Origin of the sequence: Pleomorphomonas sp. PLEO (assembly GCF_041320595.1) — a bacterium.
Lineage (GTDB): Bacteria > Pseudomonadota > Alphaproteobacteria > Rhizobiales > Pleomorphomonadaceae > Pleomorphomonas.
On the sequence record NZ_CP166625.1, the window covers coordinates 1,073,285 to 1,086,839 of the forward strand.

General features: G+C 62.9%; 18 protein-coding genes and 1 pseudogene. 7 read left to right on the top strand and 12 right to left on the bottom strand.

What is annotated here, in order from left to right; translation table 11 throughout:
• Positions 1-25 precede the first annotated feature (25 nt).
• Both AB6N07_RS04695 and AB6N07_RS04700 read left to right on the top strand, forming a co-directional pair.
• On the top strand, positions 26-580 hold the full coding sequence (locus tag AB6N07_RS04695; RefSeq protein ID WP_370676655.1) for a peroxiredoxin: 555 nt from the start codon (positions 26-28) through the stop codon (positions 578-580).
• Positions 580-1,113, top strand: coding sequence for a carboxymuconolactone decarboxylase family protein (locus tag AB6N07_RS04700; protein ID WP_370676656.1), 534 nt, complete (start codon positions 580-582; stop codon positions 1,111-1,113). The genes AB6N07_RS04695 and AB6N07_RS04700 overlap by 1 nt, the downstream gene beginning before the upstream one ends.
• 61 nt (positions 1,114-1,174) lie before the next feature.
• Here AB6N07_RS04700 and AB6N07_RS04705 read toward each other — a convergent pair whose 3' ends face one another.
• Positions 1,175-1,654: an NUDIX domain-containing protein gene (locus AB6N07_RS04705; protein ID WP_370676657.1), complete on the bottom strand. Its 480-nt coding sequence runs from the start codon at positions 1,652-1,654 to the stop codon at positions 1,175-1,177.
• 573 nt (positions 1,655-2,227) lie between these two features.
• Between AB6N07_RS04705 and AB6N07_RS04710 the strand changes: the two genes are divergently transcribed.
• A complete protein-coding gene (locus AB6N07_RS04710) occupies positions 2,228-3,148 on the top strand; it encodes a metallophosphoesterase (protein WP_370676658.1) in 921 nt (306 codons plus the stop codon).
• On the opposite strand, the gene AB6N07_RS04715 is transcribed toward AB6N07_RS04710, so the two are convergent.
• A complete protein-coding gene (locus tag AB6N07_RS04715; RefSeq protein WP_370676659.1) occupies positions 3,121-3,732 on the bottom strand; it encodes a hypothetical protein in 612 nt (203 codons plus the stop codon). The genes AB6N07_RS04710 and AB6N07_RS04715 overlap by 28 nt on opposite strands.
• Positions 3,733-3,960: 228 nt before the next feature.
• On the opposite strand from AB6N07_RS04715, the gene AB6N07_RS04720 reads away from it, so the two are divergent.
• The gene (locus tag AB6N07_RS04720; RefSeq protein WP_370676660.1) at positions 3,961-4,203 is read left to right on the top strand and encodes an Lrp/AsnC ligand binding domain-containing protein; all 243 of its coding nucleotides are present in this window, start codon (positions 3,961-3,963) and stop codon (positions 4,201-4,203) included.
• 180 nt (positions 4,204-4,383) lie between these two features.
• Complete coding sequence (locus AB6N07_RS04725; protein WP_370676661.1) at positions 4,384-4,857, top strand: DUF1203 domain-containing protein; 474 nt, start codon at positions 4,384-4,386, stop codon at positions 4,855-4,857.
• Positions 4,858-5,047: 190 nt separating this feature from the next.
• On the opposite strand, the gene AB6N07_RS04730 is transcribed toward AB6N07_RS04725, so the two are convergent.
• The 5 genes from AB6N07_RS04730 to AB6N07_RS04750 form a co-directional block, all read right to left on the bottom strand.
• Entirely contained in the window at positions 5,048-5,770 is a 723-nt protein-coding gene (locus AB6N07_RS04730) for a DUF1223 domain-containing protein (protein WP_370676662.1), read from the bottom strand.
• A gap of 174 nt (positions 5,771-5,944) precedes the next feature.
• Positions 5,945-6,343 (bottom strand): RidA family protein, encoded by a 399-nt coding sequence (locus AB6N07_RS04735; protein ID WP_370676663.1) that lies wholly within the window; start codon positions 6,341-6,343, stop codon positions 5,945-5,947.
• A 40-nt stretch (positions 6,344-6,383) separates the two neighbouring features.
• A complete protein-coding gene (gene leuD / locus AB6N07_RS04740) occupies positions 6,384-6,989 on the bottom strand; it encodes a 3-isopropylmalate dehydratase small subunit (protein WP_370676664.1) in 606 nt (201 codons plus the stop codon).
• A 120-nt stretch (positions 6,990-7,109) separates the two neighbouring features.
• Entirely contained in the window at positions 7,110-8,057 is a 948-nt protein-coding gene (argC, locus tag AB6N07_RS04745) for an N-acetyl-gamma-glutamyl-phosphate reductase (RefSeq protein WP_370676665.1), read from the bottom strand.
• 190 nt (positions 8,058-8,247) lie between these two features.
• Positions 8,248-8,385, bottom strand: a complete 138-nt coding sequence (locus AB6N07_RS04750) for a hypothetical protein (RefSeq protein WP_370676666.1) — start codon at positions 8,383-8,385, stop codon at positions 8,248-8,250.
• A gap of 182 nt (positions 8,386-8,567) precedes the next feature.
• On the opposite strand from AB6N07_RS04750, the gene thpR reads away from it, so the two are divergent.
• On the top strand, positions 8,568-9,107 hold the full coding sequence (thpR, locus tag AB6N07_RS04755) for an RNA 2',3'-cyclic phosphodiesterase (RefSeq protein WP_370676667.1): 540 nt from the start codon (positions 8,568-8,570) through the stop codon (positions 9,105-9,107).
• A 126-nt stretch (positions 9,108-9,233) separates the two neighbouring features.
• Here thpR and AB6N07_RS04760 read toward each other — a convergent pair whose 3' ends face one another.
• Complete coding sequence (locus tag AB6N07_RS04760; RefSeq protein WP_370676668.1) at positions 9,234-9,701, bottom strand: low molecular weight protein-tyrosine-phosphatase; 468 nt, start codon at positions 9,699-9,701, stop codon at positions 9,234-9,236.
• A 76-nt stretch (positions 9,702-9,777) separates the two neighbouring features.
• Here AB6N07_RS04760 and AB6N07_RS04765 point away from each other — a divergent pair, with 76 nt between their 5' ends.
• The gene (locus tag AB6N07_RS04765) at positions 9,778-10,416 is read left to right on the top strand and encodes a LysE family translocator (protein WP_370676669.1); all 639 of its coding nucleotides are present in this window, start codon (positions 9,778-9,780) and stop codon (positions 10,414-10,416) included.
• Here AB6N07_RS04765 and AB6N07_RS04770 read toward each other — a convergent pair.
• From AB6N07_RS04770 to AB6N07_RS04785, 4 genes and pseudogenes are all read right to left on the bottom strand, one after another.
• The gene (locus AB6N07_RS04770; RefSeq protein WP_370676670.1) at positions 10,400-10,858 is read right to left on the bottom strand and encodes a hypothetical protein; all 459 of its coding nucleotides are present in this window, start codon (positions 10,856-10,858) and stop codon (positions 10,400-10,402) included. The genes AB6N07_RS04765 and AB6N07_RS04770 overlap by 17 nt on opposite strands.
• Positions 10,858-12,104 (bottom strand): annotated as a pseudogene (gene rlmN, locus AB6N07_RS04775) (23S rRNA (adenine(2503)-C(2))-methyltransferase RlmN). Before rlmN ends, AB6N07_RS04770 begins: the two are co-directional and overlap by 1 nt.
• Positions 12,105-12,380: 276 nt before the next feature.
• Complete coding sequence (locus AB6N07_RS04780; RefSeq protein ID WP_370676671.1) at positions 12,381-12,932, bottom strand: invasion associated locus B family protein; 552 nt, start codon at positions 12,930-12,932, stop codon at positions 12,381-12,383.
• Positions 12,933-13,157: 225 nt separating this feature from the next.
• Positions 13,158-13,535 carry a YkvA family protein gene (locus AB6N07_RS04785; RefSeq protein ID WP_370676672.1) on the bottom strand — a complete coding sequence of 126 codons (378 nt, stop codon included), beginning with the start codon at positions 13,533-13,535 and terminating at the stop codon, positions 13,158-13,160.
• Between the last annotated feature and the right edge of the window lie 20 nt (positions 13,536-13,555).

The following is a 13,555-nucleotide window of genomic DNA, read 5'->3' on the forward strand; positions in this document are numbered from 1 at the left end:
TCCACTCGTAACGAGGATATTCATCATGCTCGGTATTGGCGACAAGCTCCCCTCCTTCACCGTCACCGGCGTCAAGCCCGGCTTCAATAATCATGTTGAGGGCGGCGTCTCCGCATTCGAGGAACTCACCGAAGCGTCCTTCCCGGGCAAGTGGAAGGTGATCTTCTTCTATCCGAAGGACTTCACCTTCGTCTGCCCGACCGAGATTGCCGAATTCGCTCGTCTCGCCAAGGACTTCGAGGATCGCGACGCGGTCGTGCTCGGCGGTTCCACCGACAACGAGTTCGTCAAGCTGGCCTGGCGCCGTGATCACAAGGACCTCGACAAGCTGCCGATCTGGTCGTTTGCCGACACCACTGGTTCGCTGGTCGATGGCCTCGGCGTACGTTCGCCGGCTGGCGTCGCCTTCCGCGTGACGGTGATCGTCGATCCCGACAACACGATCCAGCACATCTACGGCACCAACCTCAACGTCGGCCGCAATCCGAAGGACACGCTGCGCGTCCTCGACGCGCTGCAGACCGACGAACTCTGCCCGTGCAACCGTGAGGTCGGCGGTGACACGCTGAAGGCTGCCTGATGTCGATCGCCAGCCTGCAGGACAAGCTCGGCACTTATGCTCGCGACGTGAAGCTGAATCTCTCGGCCATGGCCGAAGATGACAGCCTGACGCCGCAGCAGAAGTACGGGGTGTTCGTTGCCTGTGGCCATGCGACGCGTAACGCCGAGGTTGCGGCTGCTTTGGAAGGGGAGGCGGCGAGCCATCTCTCTGCCGAGGCGATTGATGCGGCCCGCGGTGCCGGCGTGCTCATGGGCATGAACAATGTCTATTACCGCTTCCTGCACCTGACCTCGAACCCGGAATACCGGACCATGCCGGCGCGGTTGCGCATGCAGTTGATCGGTAAGCCGGGCGTCGACAAGGTCGACTTCGAGCTGTGGTGCCTCGCCGTTTCGGCGATCAACGGCTGCGGCATGTGCATGGATAGCCACGAGAAGGTGGTGCGCGAGGGTGGCCTGTCGGCCTCGGCGGTGCAGACCGCCGTTCGCTTCGCCGCCATCATCCAGTCGGCAGCGGTGGGGATCGAAACGGCGGCGGTGGTCGCCGCCTGATCCTCGACATCCCCTAGCATTATTGAGCGCCCGACCGGACAGGCTCCGGCCGGGCGTTTTGCTACCAGTGATCGGCTGGCGGAAGTCCTTCAAAAAACTCGGTAAGCCGCTGGCGGGTGGCCGGGGTCGTTCCCTCGGGTAGCCGGTCCGTCGGAAAGAAACCGATCTCGGCGATCTCGCGGTTCGCACGAAAGGCATGACGCATCACGCAGGCCGACATGTGGTAAACGGCAACGTGGTCGCGACCGGCCATTGCCGGGTTGAAGTAGAGCCCCAGGAAGCGAGCCGGCCCTGTGGCTTCATACCCGGTCTCCTCGAATAGTTCCCGGCGCGCGGCAGCCTCGGCCGTTTCGCCGGCGTGGACGCCGCCACCGGGCATATGCCAGCCGGAAACGTAGGTGTGGCGGACCAGAAGCACCCGCTCCTCGTCGATGGCCATGGCGCGGACGCCCAGTGTCGTTCCCCCCCATAGGCGGGTTGCCAGGGATCGGACTTGTCCGGCAAGGGGTTGCAGTGCATCGATAAGGCTGGCGCGGCTCATGAAAACCTCATTGCGCGGTCGGTCGGAACGTTGACAGCCCTGCGAAGGTTAACCGTTGCGGCGAGGATCGGCCAGCCTGAAGTGACTTGGTGCCCGTGGCTTTTTCTTCCGCGCCCGACTGGTCTGAAAGGTTGAAAATTTTCGGGAGGGCGCTTTAGCCTTTCGTCTAGGGCATACTTTGGGTTAACCACTTTTTCCTCAAAGGAAAGCTCAGTGTTTAGCCTCATGGCAAAAACATTGCACATTTGTTATAGCTTTCATGTGAAAGAGAAGCTGCTTGTGGTTTCTCTCAACAACCTCAGAAGAAGGCTATCATGTTTTCCCTCTTCCGCCGTCGCTTTCACCGTGCCCTACGTTATAGTTGGGTGTCGGCTGTCGACGCGAATAATCCCCATGTCGTCGCCGCTGTGCTGACCTTCTGGGGGCGTTAGTCCGGTTCGGACGCGCAACGGTTCGAGGCGTGAACCAACTTCGTGAGCATACCATTCGGGGCGGATCGCCAAGTGGTGATCCGCCCCTTGCTTTGACGGCATTTGCCTTTACCGGCGGGCGGGCATCGGCTACCCAAGAACCATGTTCCGCCTGATCCATATTTCCGACCTGCATCTCGGTCCGCTGCCGGCGGCGCGCATCCGCGATCTCGCCTCCAAGCGCATTCTCGGCTACGTCAATTGGCGGCGCAACCGCTCGCGCGCCTTCGGTGACGATATCGAAGCGGCGCTGATCGCGGCGATTGCCGCCGAACGGCCTGACCATGTGGCGGTGACGGGCGATCTCGTCAACATTGCACTGGCTGGCGAATACGCGACCGCCTCCGCCTTTCTTGGCCTGATGGGATCTGGCGATGTGGTCAGCGCGGTGCCCGGCAACCACGACGCCTACGTACCCGGTGCCGCTCGCCGGGCGCGAAAAGCCTGGGCCGCCTACATGACGGCCGATGCCGGTGAGGCGGGGGGCTGGCCCTATGTGCGGCGGCGGGGTGATGTTGCCATTGTTGGCGCGTCGTCGGCGGTGGCGACCGGGCCTTTCATGGCGACGGGTAGCTTTTCCGAGGAACAAGAGGAGCGGTTGGCGGCGGTGCTCGACAAGCTCGGCCGGACCGGGCTTTGCCGGGTGGTTTTGATCCATCATCCGCCGGTCAAAGGCGCGACCGCCTGGCACAAGCGGCTTTCCGGTGCCGCGCGCTTCCGCAAGGTGATCGCGCGTTATGGCGCCGAACTCATCCTGCACGGTCACACTCATCAGCCAACCCGGCTATCGCTTACCGGCCCGAAGGGTCCTGTGCCGGTGATCGGCGCGCCCGCCGCGACACAGCGGCCGGACGGCCACCATCCGGCCGCCGGTTTCAATCTGTTCGATATCGAGAAGATCGGCGCGGGATTTTCGATCCACCATCGCCTGATGCAGGTGACGACGGGCGGCCTTTTTGAGGAGACGCGCGCCGAGGAGATCGTCTGCGGCGATCGTCAGCCTGGGACCATGAACCAAGCGTAGGCGACAAGCCCGAGCGCGCCGACGGCGAAACCGGCCAGGAAAATGATCAGCGCCCAGATGAATGCCGAGCCACGATCGGTTGCCCGGCCGTCCGTCGCCGGATTGCCGGTCGTCTCGCGACGGTCCAGGGCGGCGGTGCGCAACTTCTCCACCAGCGCGTCGCTTTCGAGCGAACGCTCGCGCTCGACGACCCGCTCGGCGATATAGTCGGTTACCGCGTCGGCAGTCGAATCAAGGTCGGCGCTCTCATGCAGCGTGAGGCGGCCGAGGCGGGTGTCTTTCAGGAGACGATAAGAGCGACGGTCGCGCGCCATCACCACATGCGTGGTGGGGTCGATCCAGAGGCGCGGCGGTGTCGAGCCCGCCACCTCGCAAATGAAATAGGCATCATCGGTGGGCAGTTCGGCGAATACGCCTTGAAGCTCTTCCGCCAAAAGTGCCAACCGCGCCCGGTCGCCTTCGTGCAGGTCGGCATAGGCGTCGGCCCGCTCGCTCTCGGCAATGCGCATCCGGCGCACGGCGTCCGAAAGACGCCGGACTTTGCCATCGCCGACCTTGTTATCGCCTGCCTCGCCGCCAGCCATAGATCACCTTGTCGATTAGGTCCGATCTCGAAACTCTAGCCTAAAATCATACACGGATGGCGGAATTAGGACTAGCTTAACCATTCTTCACCCACAGGGACCAACGCCACCTGGGGAAAACGGCTCCTTCAGCCCATCCAACTAGGGCTTGCCGTCCGGCTGCTCGTTGTGTTTGAAGTCTGCCATCAAGCTCGGTGCCGTTAGGCAACCGTCGCGAGGAGGAAGGTCATGAAGCCCGTTTTCATCCAGTTGCAGTGCGCGCCCGGCCAGACCTACGCGGTAGCGGATGCCATCTACGCCCTTGAGGTCGCTTCCGAACTCTATTCGACCTCGGGTGAATATGATTTGCTGATGAAGGTCTATGTCGACTCGTCGGCCCATGACGACATCGGAAAGTTCATCAACGAGAAGATTTCGTCGATCCCAGGCATCGTGCGAACGCTGACGACGCTGACGTTCCGGGCGTTCTGAAACCCGGCTCCGGAAGTCTGCCAGGACGGCTTTGGAGAACCGAAGCGCAGCGGATGCCGGGGCTTATGGGCGCAGGAAGGGGCAGGCTGGCGTTAAATTTATGGCGCCTCGCGAGAAACGGGTGGTTCGCGAACTCGGAAGGCATGAGTCTGCTCCGCATGTACAAACGGGAGCTCGATCATGTCGTTCCGCATAACCGGTCTTTCACCCAGCCCCTACCAGCCGCTCTATGGTCTGTCCGGCGAAGAACTCGCAGCCCGAGGTGCGCTGCGCTACATCGTTGATGAGAAGCCCGGTTACCCGGACCGGATAGAAATGCGCGAGGGGGAAATCGGAGAGACGGTCCTGCTCGTCAACCATTTCAGCCAGCCGGCGGACAACCCCTATCGCGCTTCGCACGCAATCTTCGTTCGTGAAGGCGCCGAGAAGACCTACGACGCCGTCGATCAGGTGCCTGAGGTCATGAGAGGGCGTCTGTTATCGCTTCGGGCATTCGATCAAAACGACATGATGGTGGACGCGGATGTGATCGACGGAAACCGCGTCGAAACCATCATCGAGCGCTTCTTCTTCAATCCGGCCGTGAGCTACATCCACGTGCACAACGCAAAGCGCGGTTGCTACTCCGGCCGCGTTGATCGCGTGGACGGCTAAAACCTCAGCGAGAGGGCAGTGATCGAGGAAGTGCGCGACCTAGGCGCGGGACAACAATTTCAGGCTCTCTTGGCCATGCCGCACCGCGTTTCTACGGACTGTCGGCGTGGCTCTGTCAGAGTGAGCTCGGCCCGGTGTGCCTCTCCATCAGCTGGAAAAGACTCCACCATCACCGCCTGGGGCTCACCATCTAGCTGCCACTGCCGCTTTGGAGCGCCAGATGGGTAGCGCCGAGGATCGGGCCGGGCAGACCGTCCTTCTTGGCTTGGACGATGACGGCAAGACCGGCTGTGCCTTCCGGCGCCACGTCGGCGAGCGGCAGTTCCAGCGTCATCGCTTGGCCGGACCACATACCGATCGCCTGCATTCGGTCGACGACGTTGACGTAGGTGACCGACGTATCGCGATTTTCGCCAGAGCCGATGGGCACCGTCTTTGGCGGCAGGTAACCGGCGATCCACACCGACGCTTCGCCCGAGTGTTCCTTGGCCGGCAGGGTAATGACGACGCGGTCATCCTGGATGCGGGCGGAGACGGCCAAGCTGGGCGACTCGCCATTGTCGTGCATGACGTCGAAGGAGGCGCGGATTTCTTCTTCGCGGCTGCCTATCACCGCGCTGCGGCCATTGAGCACGGCCTGCGGCGTAAAGACGGCATGGTCGGCGCGCGCTTTGGCATATTCACGTTGGCGACGGGTAAACTCCGGCTTGGCATAAGTATCGCGCCAGCCGAGGTAGTCCCAGTAGTCGACGGCGAAGGTCAGAGCGACGGTGTCGGGATCCTTGGCGAGGTGGGCGAGAACTTTGTCGGCCGGCGGGCAGGCGGAGCAGCCCTGGCTGGTGAACAGTTCGACCACATCGGCCGCCGAGGCGCTGCCGCTTCCAACTGCCAAGGCGACGCAGCAGGATGCCATGCTGCGAGCAAATCCGCCTAAGGTCCCGCGTCGCATTGTCGTATCCAAGGCCAACCTCTTGCCGTTGTTCTTTACGAGAGCAACGAATACGACGATGGCGTGTGATGATCCACTCACGAGTGCTTGACCGAACCAATCGGTCAACGCTGGCCGCCGCCCGTTTATCTCATGGAATCAGGCTGGATTCCGGAAAGCGGTCGCTTCGATCTCGATCTTCATTTCTGGACGTATCAGGCCGGCGATGATCATCGTGGCAGCTGGCCGAATGTCCGAGAGCCAGCGGCCGACCACGGAAAACACCGGTTCGGCGTAAGCGGCATCCGTGACGATATAGCGGACACGCACCACGTCGGACAGTGAGAAGTCGGCCTCGCCGAGCGCCTTGGCGATGGTCGCCATGGCGTTTTCCGCCTGGACCGATATGTCGTCCGGCATGGTCATGGTCGCGTAATCGTAGCCGGTGGTGCCCGACACGAAACACCAGGGGCCGTCGGCGACGGCGCGCGAGTAGCCGGCGACTTGCTCGAAGGGTGAACCGGTGGAAACGAGCTGGCGCATGGAACGGAACCTCATATGAAAACGCCCTCCGGAGAGGGCGTTTTGCCGGAGGAAATCACGCCCAGGGATGGGTGGTGGCGTTCTTCGTCTCGAAGGCGGCGATCGCCGGCGCCTTCTCGAGCGTCAGGCCGATATCGTCGAGGCCATTCAGCAGGCAGTGCTTCTTGAACGGGTCGATGTCGAAGGAGATGGAGCCGCCATCGGGGCCCTTGATCACCTGGTTGACGAGATCGACGGTCAGCGTGGCATTGGCGCCGCGCTCGGCGTCGTCCATCAGCTTCTTGAGGTCGTCGGGCGGGACGACGATCGGCAGGATGCCGTTCTTGAAGCAGTTGTTGTAGAAAATGTCGGCGAAGCTGGTGGAGATGACGCAGCGGATGCCGTAGTCGAGCAGAGCCCAGGGCGCGTGCTCGCGCGAGGAGCCGCAACCGAAGTTATCGCCAGCCACCAGGATTTCCGCCTTGCGATAGGCGGCCTTGTTGAGAACGAAGTCGGGGTTCTCCGAGCCATCCTCCCGGTACCGCATCTCCGAGAACAGGCCCGTGCCGAGACCGGTGCGCTTAATGGTCTTGAGGTACTGCTTGGGGATGATCATGTCGGTGTCGATGTTGAGGATCGGCAGCGGCGCGGCGACCCCGGTGAGCACGTCGAATTTCTGCATGATCTGTCCTTTCCCGAAAGCGACGTGCGTTCTGACGAACGCAAATCGTCGCTCCATCTCCAAGTGTCGCATCGTTTTTACGGAAAACCGGTTCCCACTTTTCCGTACGATGCTAGGCAATCAGCCGGGGAGGAGGCCTGTGGTGGCCGGCCGCCCCAGCATTAGATTGAGGTTCTGAACGGCGGCGCCGGAGGCGCCCTTGCCGAGGTTGTCGTAGAGGGCGACGATCAGCGCCTCGTCGCCGGAGGCATCGGCGAAGACGTGAAGGCGCAGTTCGTTGGTGCCGTTGAGTGTCCGGGGATCAAGGCCGGCGAGCCGTTCGGTCGCCTCGAACGGCATGACCTTGACGAAGGTCTCGCCGGCATAGCGATCGGCGAGCAACTCGTGGATCGTCCGCGCCTTGAGGTCGGGCGCGACGGCCCACAGGCGAAGCGGCACGAAGTTTAGCATGCCCTGCGCGAAATTGCCCACCGACGGCTGGAACTGCGGCGCATGCGTGAGGCCGGTATAGACGGCCATTTCCGGCAGATGCTTGTGCTTGAACGTCAGGCCGTAGGGCATGAACGGCGCTGGATCGGTGGCGGACACATAGTCCTCGACCATTTTGCGACCGCCGCCCGAATAACCGGAGACGCCATTGTAGCTGAGCGCCGCCCCGTTGGGCAGGAGGCCGGCCTCGATGAGCGGACGAACGGCGGCAATCAAGCCTTGCGGCCAGCAGCCGGGGTTGGCGACGCGCTTCGATGCGGCGATCGCCTCGGCCTGGCCCTTGGCCATCTCGGCGAAGCCATAGGCCCAGCCCGGCGCGACCCGGTGAGCGGTGGAGGCATCGATGACCGCCGTGCGGTCGTTGTCGATCAGGCTGACCGACTCCTTGGCCGCGTCATCGGGCAGGCAGAGGATGGCGACATCGGCGGCGTTGAGCAGCCGGCGGCGTTCGTCCATGTCCTTGCGCTTGTCCGGATCGATGGCGAGCAAGTCGATATCGTCGCGGGCGGCGAGGCGGTCGCGGATCTGAAGGCCGGTGGTGCCTGCTTCGCCGTCGATGTAGATCTTCGCCCGCGTCATGCTCGTAGCCCGGAATTGGCCGGCTGCCGCCGGCACGTGATGGAAAGTCCGCCGCGGCGGATGCCGGGCGGAGCGCGAAGAGGCTTTACCATTATCGGCCGCCGCTGTCATGCGCCTTGAAAGGCCACCGCCGAGCAACGTTACGACGTGCCACAGCAACAGCGGAAGATCTGTTGGCCATCGGTCGTCGTCAGACCGGCAGGATATAGGTGATCACAAGATAGGCGAAAAGGCCGACGGCCATGACCACCGCCAGCACGCGCGCAATCTTGCGAGCGAAGATGACGTCGGGGTCTTCATTGTCGTTGGCGGGGTCGTCGAACTGCATGGCTCCGGCCCGGTCGAAAGGGTTTCGCTTGTATATAATCGCCCTTCGGGTACGGCCAAGCGAACAAAAGGGCTTGCATCGGGGTTAGCCTTCGGTCGACGTTTATTCCGTACCGTCCGCCCGGTCAGGCGATTCCGCTTCAGGAGCTTCGCCAACCGGGTGGCACCGCCGACGAGGTTGCCATGGCCAGGCTGTTTACCGCCCTCGAAATCCCCGCCGCGGCCGGCTTTCATCTATCCCTACTCAAGGGCGGCCTGCCCGGCGCCCGCTGGATCGATCCGGCCAATTATCACGTGACGCTTCGCTTTATCGGCGACATCGACCACCGTACCGCCGACGAGGTGGCCGCTGCGCTCGACCGCGTCTACAAGCCACCTTTCGAACTCAGCCTCAGGGGATTGCACTGCTTTGCCTCGGGTCGCGTACCCCATTCGCTTGCCGTCAAGGTGGAGCCGACCGAGCAGCTGATCGAGCTGCAAGCCGAGCATGAGCGCATCATCCAGCGGCTCGGTCTGCCGGCTGAGGGGCGGCGCTATATTCCGCATGTGACGCTCGCTCGCTTCAAGGGCACGACGTCGACCGATGTTGCCCGCTGGCTATCCGAGCACGGCGACTTCATCGGCCCGCGCTTCCCGGTCGATCGCTTCGTGCTCTATTCGTCGCGCGCTTCGGTGGGCGGCGGTCCCTATCTGGTCGAGGAGGCCTATCCGCTGGCCGCCTGATCATACCAATTCGCGAAGATGCTGACGCATCCGCTCATTGACGTCATTGCCGATTTCTCATTTGCATCAGTGGCATGAGAAATCGGCAAGCAGAATACCAAGAGGCATTTTCAATGCATCTTGGTATCAGTTGCCTGCGCGAACCTGTTCCACGAAGGCGCGGACGGCGCGGTCGCAGAGGTCGAACACGGCATCGAAGGCTTGCTCATCCTCGTAATAGGGGTCGGGCACCTCGCTTGGGAGACCGAGTGCCTCTTCCAGACAGAGGCCGATGCGCGCCGTCGAACCCGCGGGCGCTAGCCGGCGGAGGTCGGCGACGTTCTGACGATCCATGCCGACGATCAGCTCGAAATCGGAGAAGTCTGTCTTTCGCACTTGGCGGGCGCGGAGAGGCGTCAAATCGACGCCCTTCTTCCGGGCGGCGGCGATGGCACGGGGATCGGGCGGATCGCCGGCGTGCCAGCCACCGATGCCGGCGCTGTCGACGCGCGTTGCGTGGGAGAGGCCGGCGGCCACGAGATGGTTGAGCATCAATCCCTCGGCGGTGGGCGAGCGGCAGATGTTTCCAAGGCAAATGAACAGGATCGAGCGCATGGCGCGGTTTTCGCCGTCCTGCGCCTTGCGGTCAAGACCGCCGCGATCATAGTGTTGTGCGTTGGAGTGTGGCGAAATGAATTTCCTGCCGACCGATGGCGTGCTTGCCGCCTATACGCTGGCCGTGCTGGCGCTCAACTATACACCCGGGCCGGATATGGCGATGTTTGTCGGCACGGCGATTACTCGTGGCCGACGGGCGGGATTCGCCGCCTTCCTTGGTACCAGCAGCGGCATTCTCGTGCACACGCTCTTGGTGACTTTCGGCCTTGCCGCATTGCTCGCCGCTTCGCCGGTTGCTTTCGATGTGCTCAAGGTGGTCGGCGCGCTTTATCTTCTCACCGTCGCCATTGGCACCCTCCGTCATGGGAACCGCTTCGCGCCGGAAGGCGGTGTCTTGCCGCCCGAGCCGGCGATCCGGCTCTATCTCAAGGGCTTGGCCGTCAATGTGCTGAACCCCAAGGTGGCGCTGTTCTTCCTGACCTTCCTGCCGCAGTTCGTCGAACCGGGCGATCCGGCTGCCCGAGGCAAACTGCTGTTCCTTGGCTTGTGGTTCTTGTCGGTGTCGACGCTGTCGATGTTGCCGCTCATTCTTGGGGCGAGTGGCGTTGCCGCTTTCTTCAAGGCGCGGCCAAAGGTGATGCGGGGCATCGACTATCTTTTTGCCGGTGTCATGGGGGCCTTCGCGGTGAAACTCGTCACTGCCCGTCTTTAGGGTGGCGGCTTCCGGTCAGGAAAACGCCGTCAATGCCGGCCATTCGGCCAGCTGTCAGCCAGTAGACGAAGCCGCCAACGAAGCCGGCGGCGATCAGGATGGCGATATTGCGTGGATCGTTATCGAGCGGACGCATCAGCGGCGCGATCCCGAGAGCTGGCAGGATGCCGAGGGCACCGCCGGCAACCAGATAGACAAGAACCGAGCGCAAGCGGAACGCTTCGGTGACCACGATGACCACGGCCCAGGGGGTAAGGGCCATGGCGCCGAGATAACTGGCAGCCATGGCAGCGCCAACGCCGAAATTGCCCCAGAACCACAAGCTGTCGGCTGGGTCGGCAGGTTCAAAGCCGACCGAGGCGACCAGCATGAACAAGGCGGCGGCAATCACCGCCAGGATGAAGCCGATCAGCGCGGCGAAGATGCGGCCGATCGCTCGCATCAGTCCTCTCCGTGGCCGGCCACCATGGCGCGCATGGCAAGATCGGCCTCGGTGAGGCCCGCCTCAAGCCGGAGCCGTTCGGTTTTCCTGAGGCGCTCGCTCTCGCTCTTCAGCTGGCCGCAGGCGGCGGCGATGTCGCGGCCGCGCGGCGTGCGGATCGGCGAAGCGTAGCCAGCGTCGTTGACGAATTGGGCGAAGGCCTCGATCGTCTCCCAATCGGAGCATTCGTAGGTGGTGCCCGGCCAGGGGTTGAAGGGGATCAGGTTGATCTTGGCCGGAATGCCCTTCAGAAGCTTCACGAGATCGCGGGCGTCCTCCAGGCTGTCGTTGACCCCCTTCAGCATCACATATTCGAAGGTGATGCGACGGGCGTTCGACAGCCCCGGGTAGGCGCGGCAGGCGTCCATCAGCTCTTTGAGCGGATATTTCTTGTTGATCGGCACCAGGACGTTGCGCAGGTCGTCGCGCACGGCATGCAGGGAAATCGCCAGCATGCAGCCGATCTCGTCGCCAGTGCGGGCGATATTCGGCACCACGCCGGAGGTGGATAGCGTAACGCGACGCTTCGATAGCGACAGTCCGTCGCCGTCCATGATGATCGCGAGCGCCTGCTTGACCGCGTCGAAATTATAGAGCGGCTCGCCCATGCCCATCATGACGACGTTGGAAACAAGGCGCCCTTCGCTCGGAATGGCCGCGTCGGCGTTGGGTGCCACGTCCGGATAGTCGCCGAGCCGGTCGCGAGCCACCAGCACCTGCGCCACGATCTCCTCGGCGGTGAGGTTGCGGACCAGCATCTGCGTGCCGGTGTGGCAGAAGGAGCAGTTGAGCGTGCAGCCGACCTGCGAGGAAACGCAGAGCGTGCCGCGTCCTTCCTCGGGGATATAGACGGTTTCGATCTCCACCGGCTTGCCGGCGCCGCGCGGGGGAAGCGCATCAGCCATTTGCGCGTACCGTCGGCCGACACCTGTTCGGCGACGATCTCCGGGCGACCGACCACATAGGCGGCGTCAAGGCGGGCGCGCAATTCTTTGGCGACGTTGGTCATCGCCGAGAACTCGCGCACACCACGCACGTAGATCCAGTGCCAAAGCTGGGCGACGCGCATCCGGAGCTGCCGCTCCTCGACGCCGATGGCAAGAAGCGCCTTGGCCATCTCGATCCGTGTCATGCCGACGAGCGACGGCTTTTCCGGCGCGGCGGCGGGAGAGACGGCAACAGGGCTGTGGTCGATGAGGGTCGACATGGGCGTTCGGTGAGTCCTGATGAGGTTGAAAGGGGCGAAAAAAGTCCGCCCGAAATGCAAGAACGGCCGCGGACGTCACCGTCCCGACCGTTCCCGGTTATGCGAAGCTATATCAGAAAATCGGGAGAAACCCAAGCCGGCGGGGCAAAGCTGCCGCTCTGCCGACGCAGGTCTTATATTATCCCGCCCTCAGTCGCCGGCAGGCCTGCGGCCGTTGGCTTTGCCGCTCCGCAGGGCGCCGGAAGCTGCCATAGGCGGCTTCCGGCCGATCATGTTTCACTGGCACTCGCCGTCGATACGCTTCAGGGCGGCGCTGATGCCCTTGAGCGAATAGGTATCGGTGGTCACGGTGCCGCGACGCGACGTGCCGGTGATCACCATGTTTGATCCACCCTTCATGGCATTGATGAAGCGGGTTTCCTCGGCGGCGTTGTCAACCCAGGCGCCCTGGTCCTTGGTGTACATGCTGAAGGTGGCGTCGCCGATCTTGACGGTGGTCTTGGAGCCTTCCTTGTAAGGATAGCCGGCGATCACCGAAACCTCGTGCTTGACGCCTTCCTTCGGGCGATTGGTGATGAACATGAACACCGGGTCGCGGTTGACGCCAGCCGGCTGCTTATCGGTCGGCTGCGTCGCCGTGTAGCAGACCTTGGCGCCGGCATTGTTGTAGGTGTAGGTGGCCCAGCTCTCGAACGTCTGGAGCGGTGTGGGGGCCTTGGTCTGCTGCTGTTGCTGCGGCGTGGGCGCCTTGGTCTGCTGAGCGTCGGCTATGGTTGTCACGCCGAGCAGCAGTGCGACGGCCAAGCCGAGGGTGCGTGCGTTCGTCATCTAATCACCTTGGGTCTTGTCGTGGACACGGATGCGCCCACCGAAGCGGTCCGCATGAAGCCTAAGGGAAACGTTAATGCGTCATGGTTACCAAAGTGTTGCTCCGGCGTTTCGATCTGTCTGACTAAGGTAGCCATAGGCGCCTCACGTTGCTGCGGCGCGAGGCTTGGCCCGAAATCGGGCGACAATGCGGCCAGCCGGTCAATGCTGTTATCCGCCCGCCAGTTATCCGGTCTTTTCGGTAGCGAGACGGTCGAGCGCGATGCGAGCGGCTACCCGATGCCGCTCGCCGATATGGCGCCTGACCATGCCGATGGCGGTGACAAGCACGGTGATATCATCGGAGAAGCCGAATCCCAGAATGAAATCCGGTACGATGTCGAGCGGTACGACGAAATAAGTGAGGGCGGCCAGCAAGGTCGCCCGCACCGAAGCCGGCGTTTCCGGGTCGAGGGCGCAATAGTAGGCGGCTACCACCTCTTCGATGAATGGAATGGCGGCAACCGCTTTCTTGACCGTCCTCCAGAAACGGGAACGGACACGGGCCTCGTGGTCTTCGGCGGGACCGATGATCTCAGGGTCGGGGTGGTGTGTTTTGCGCATGGGGTCGAAATGGGAATCCC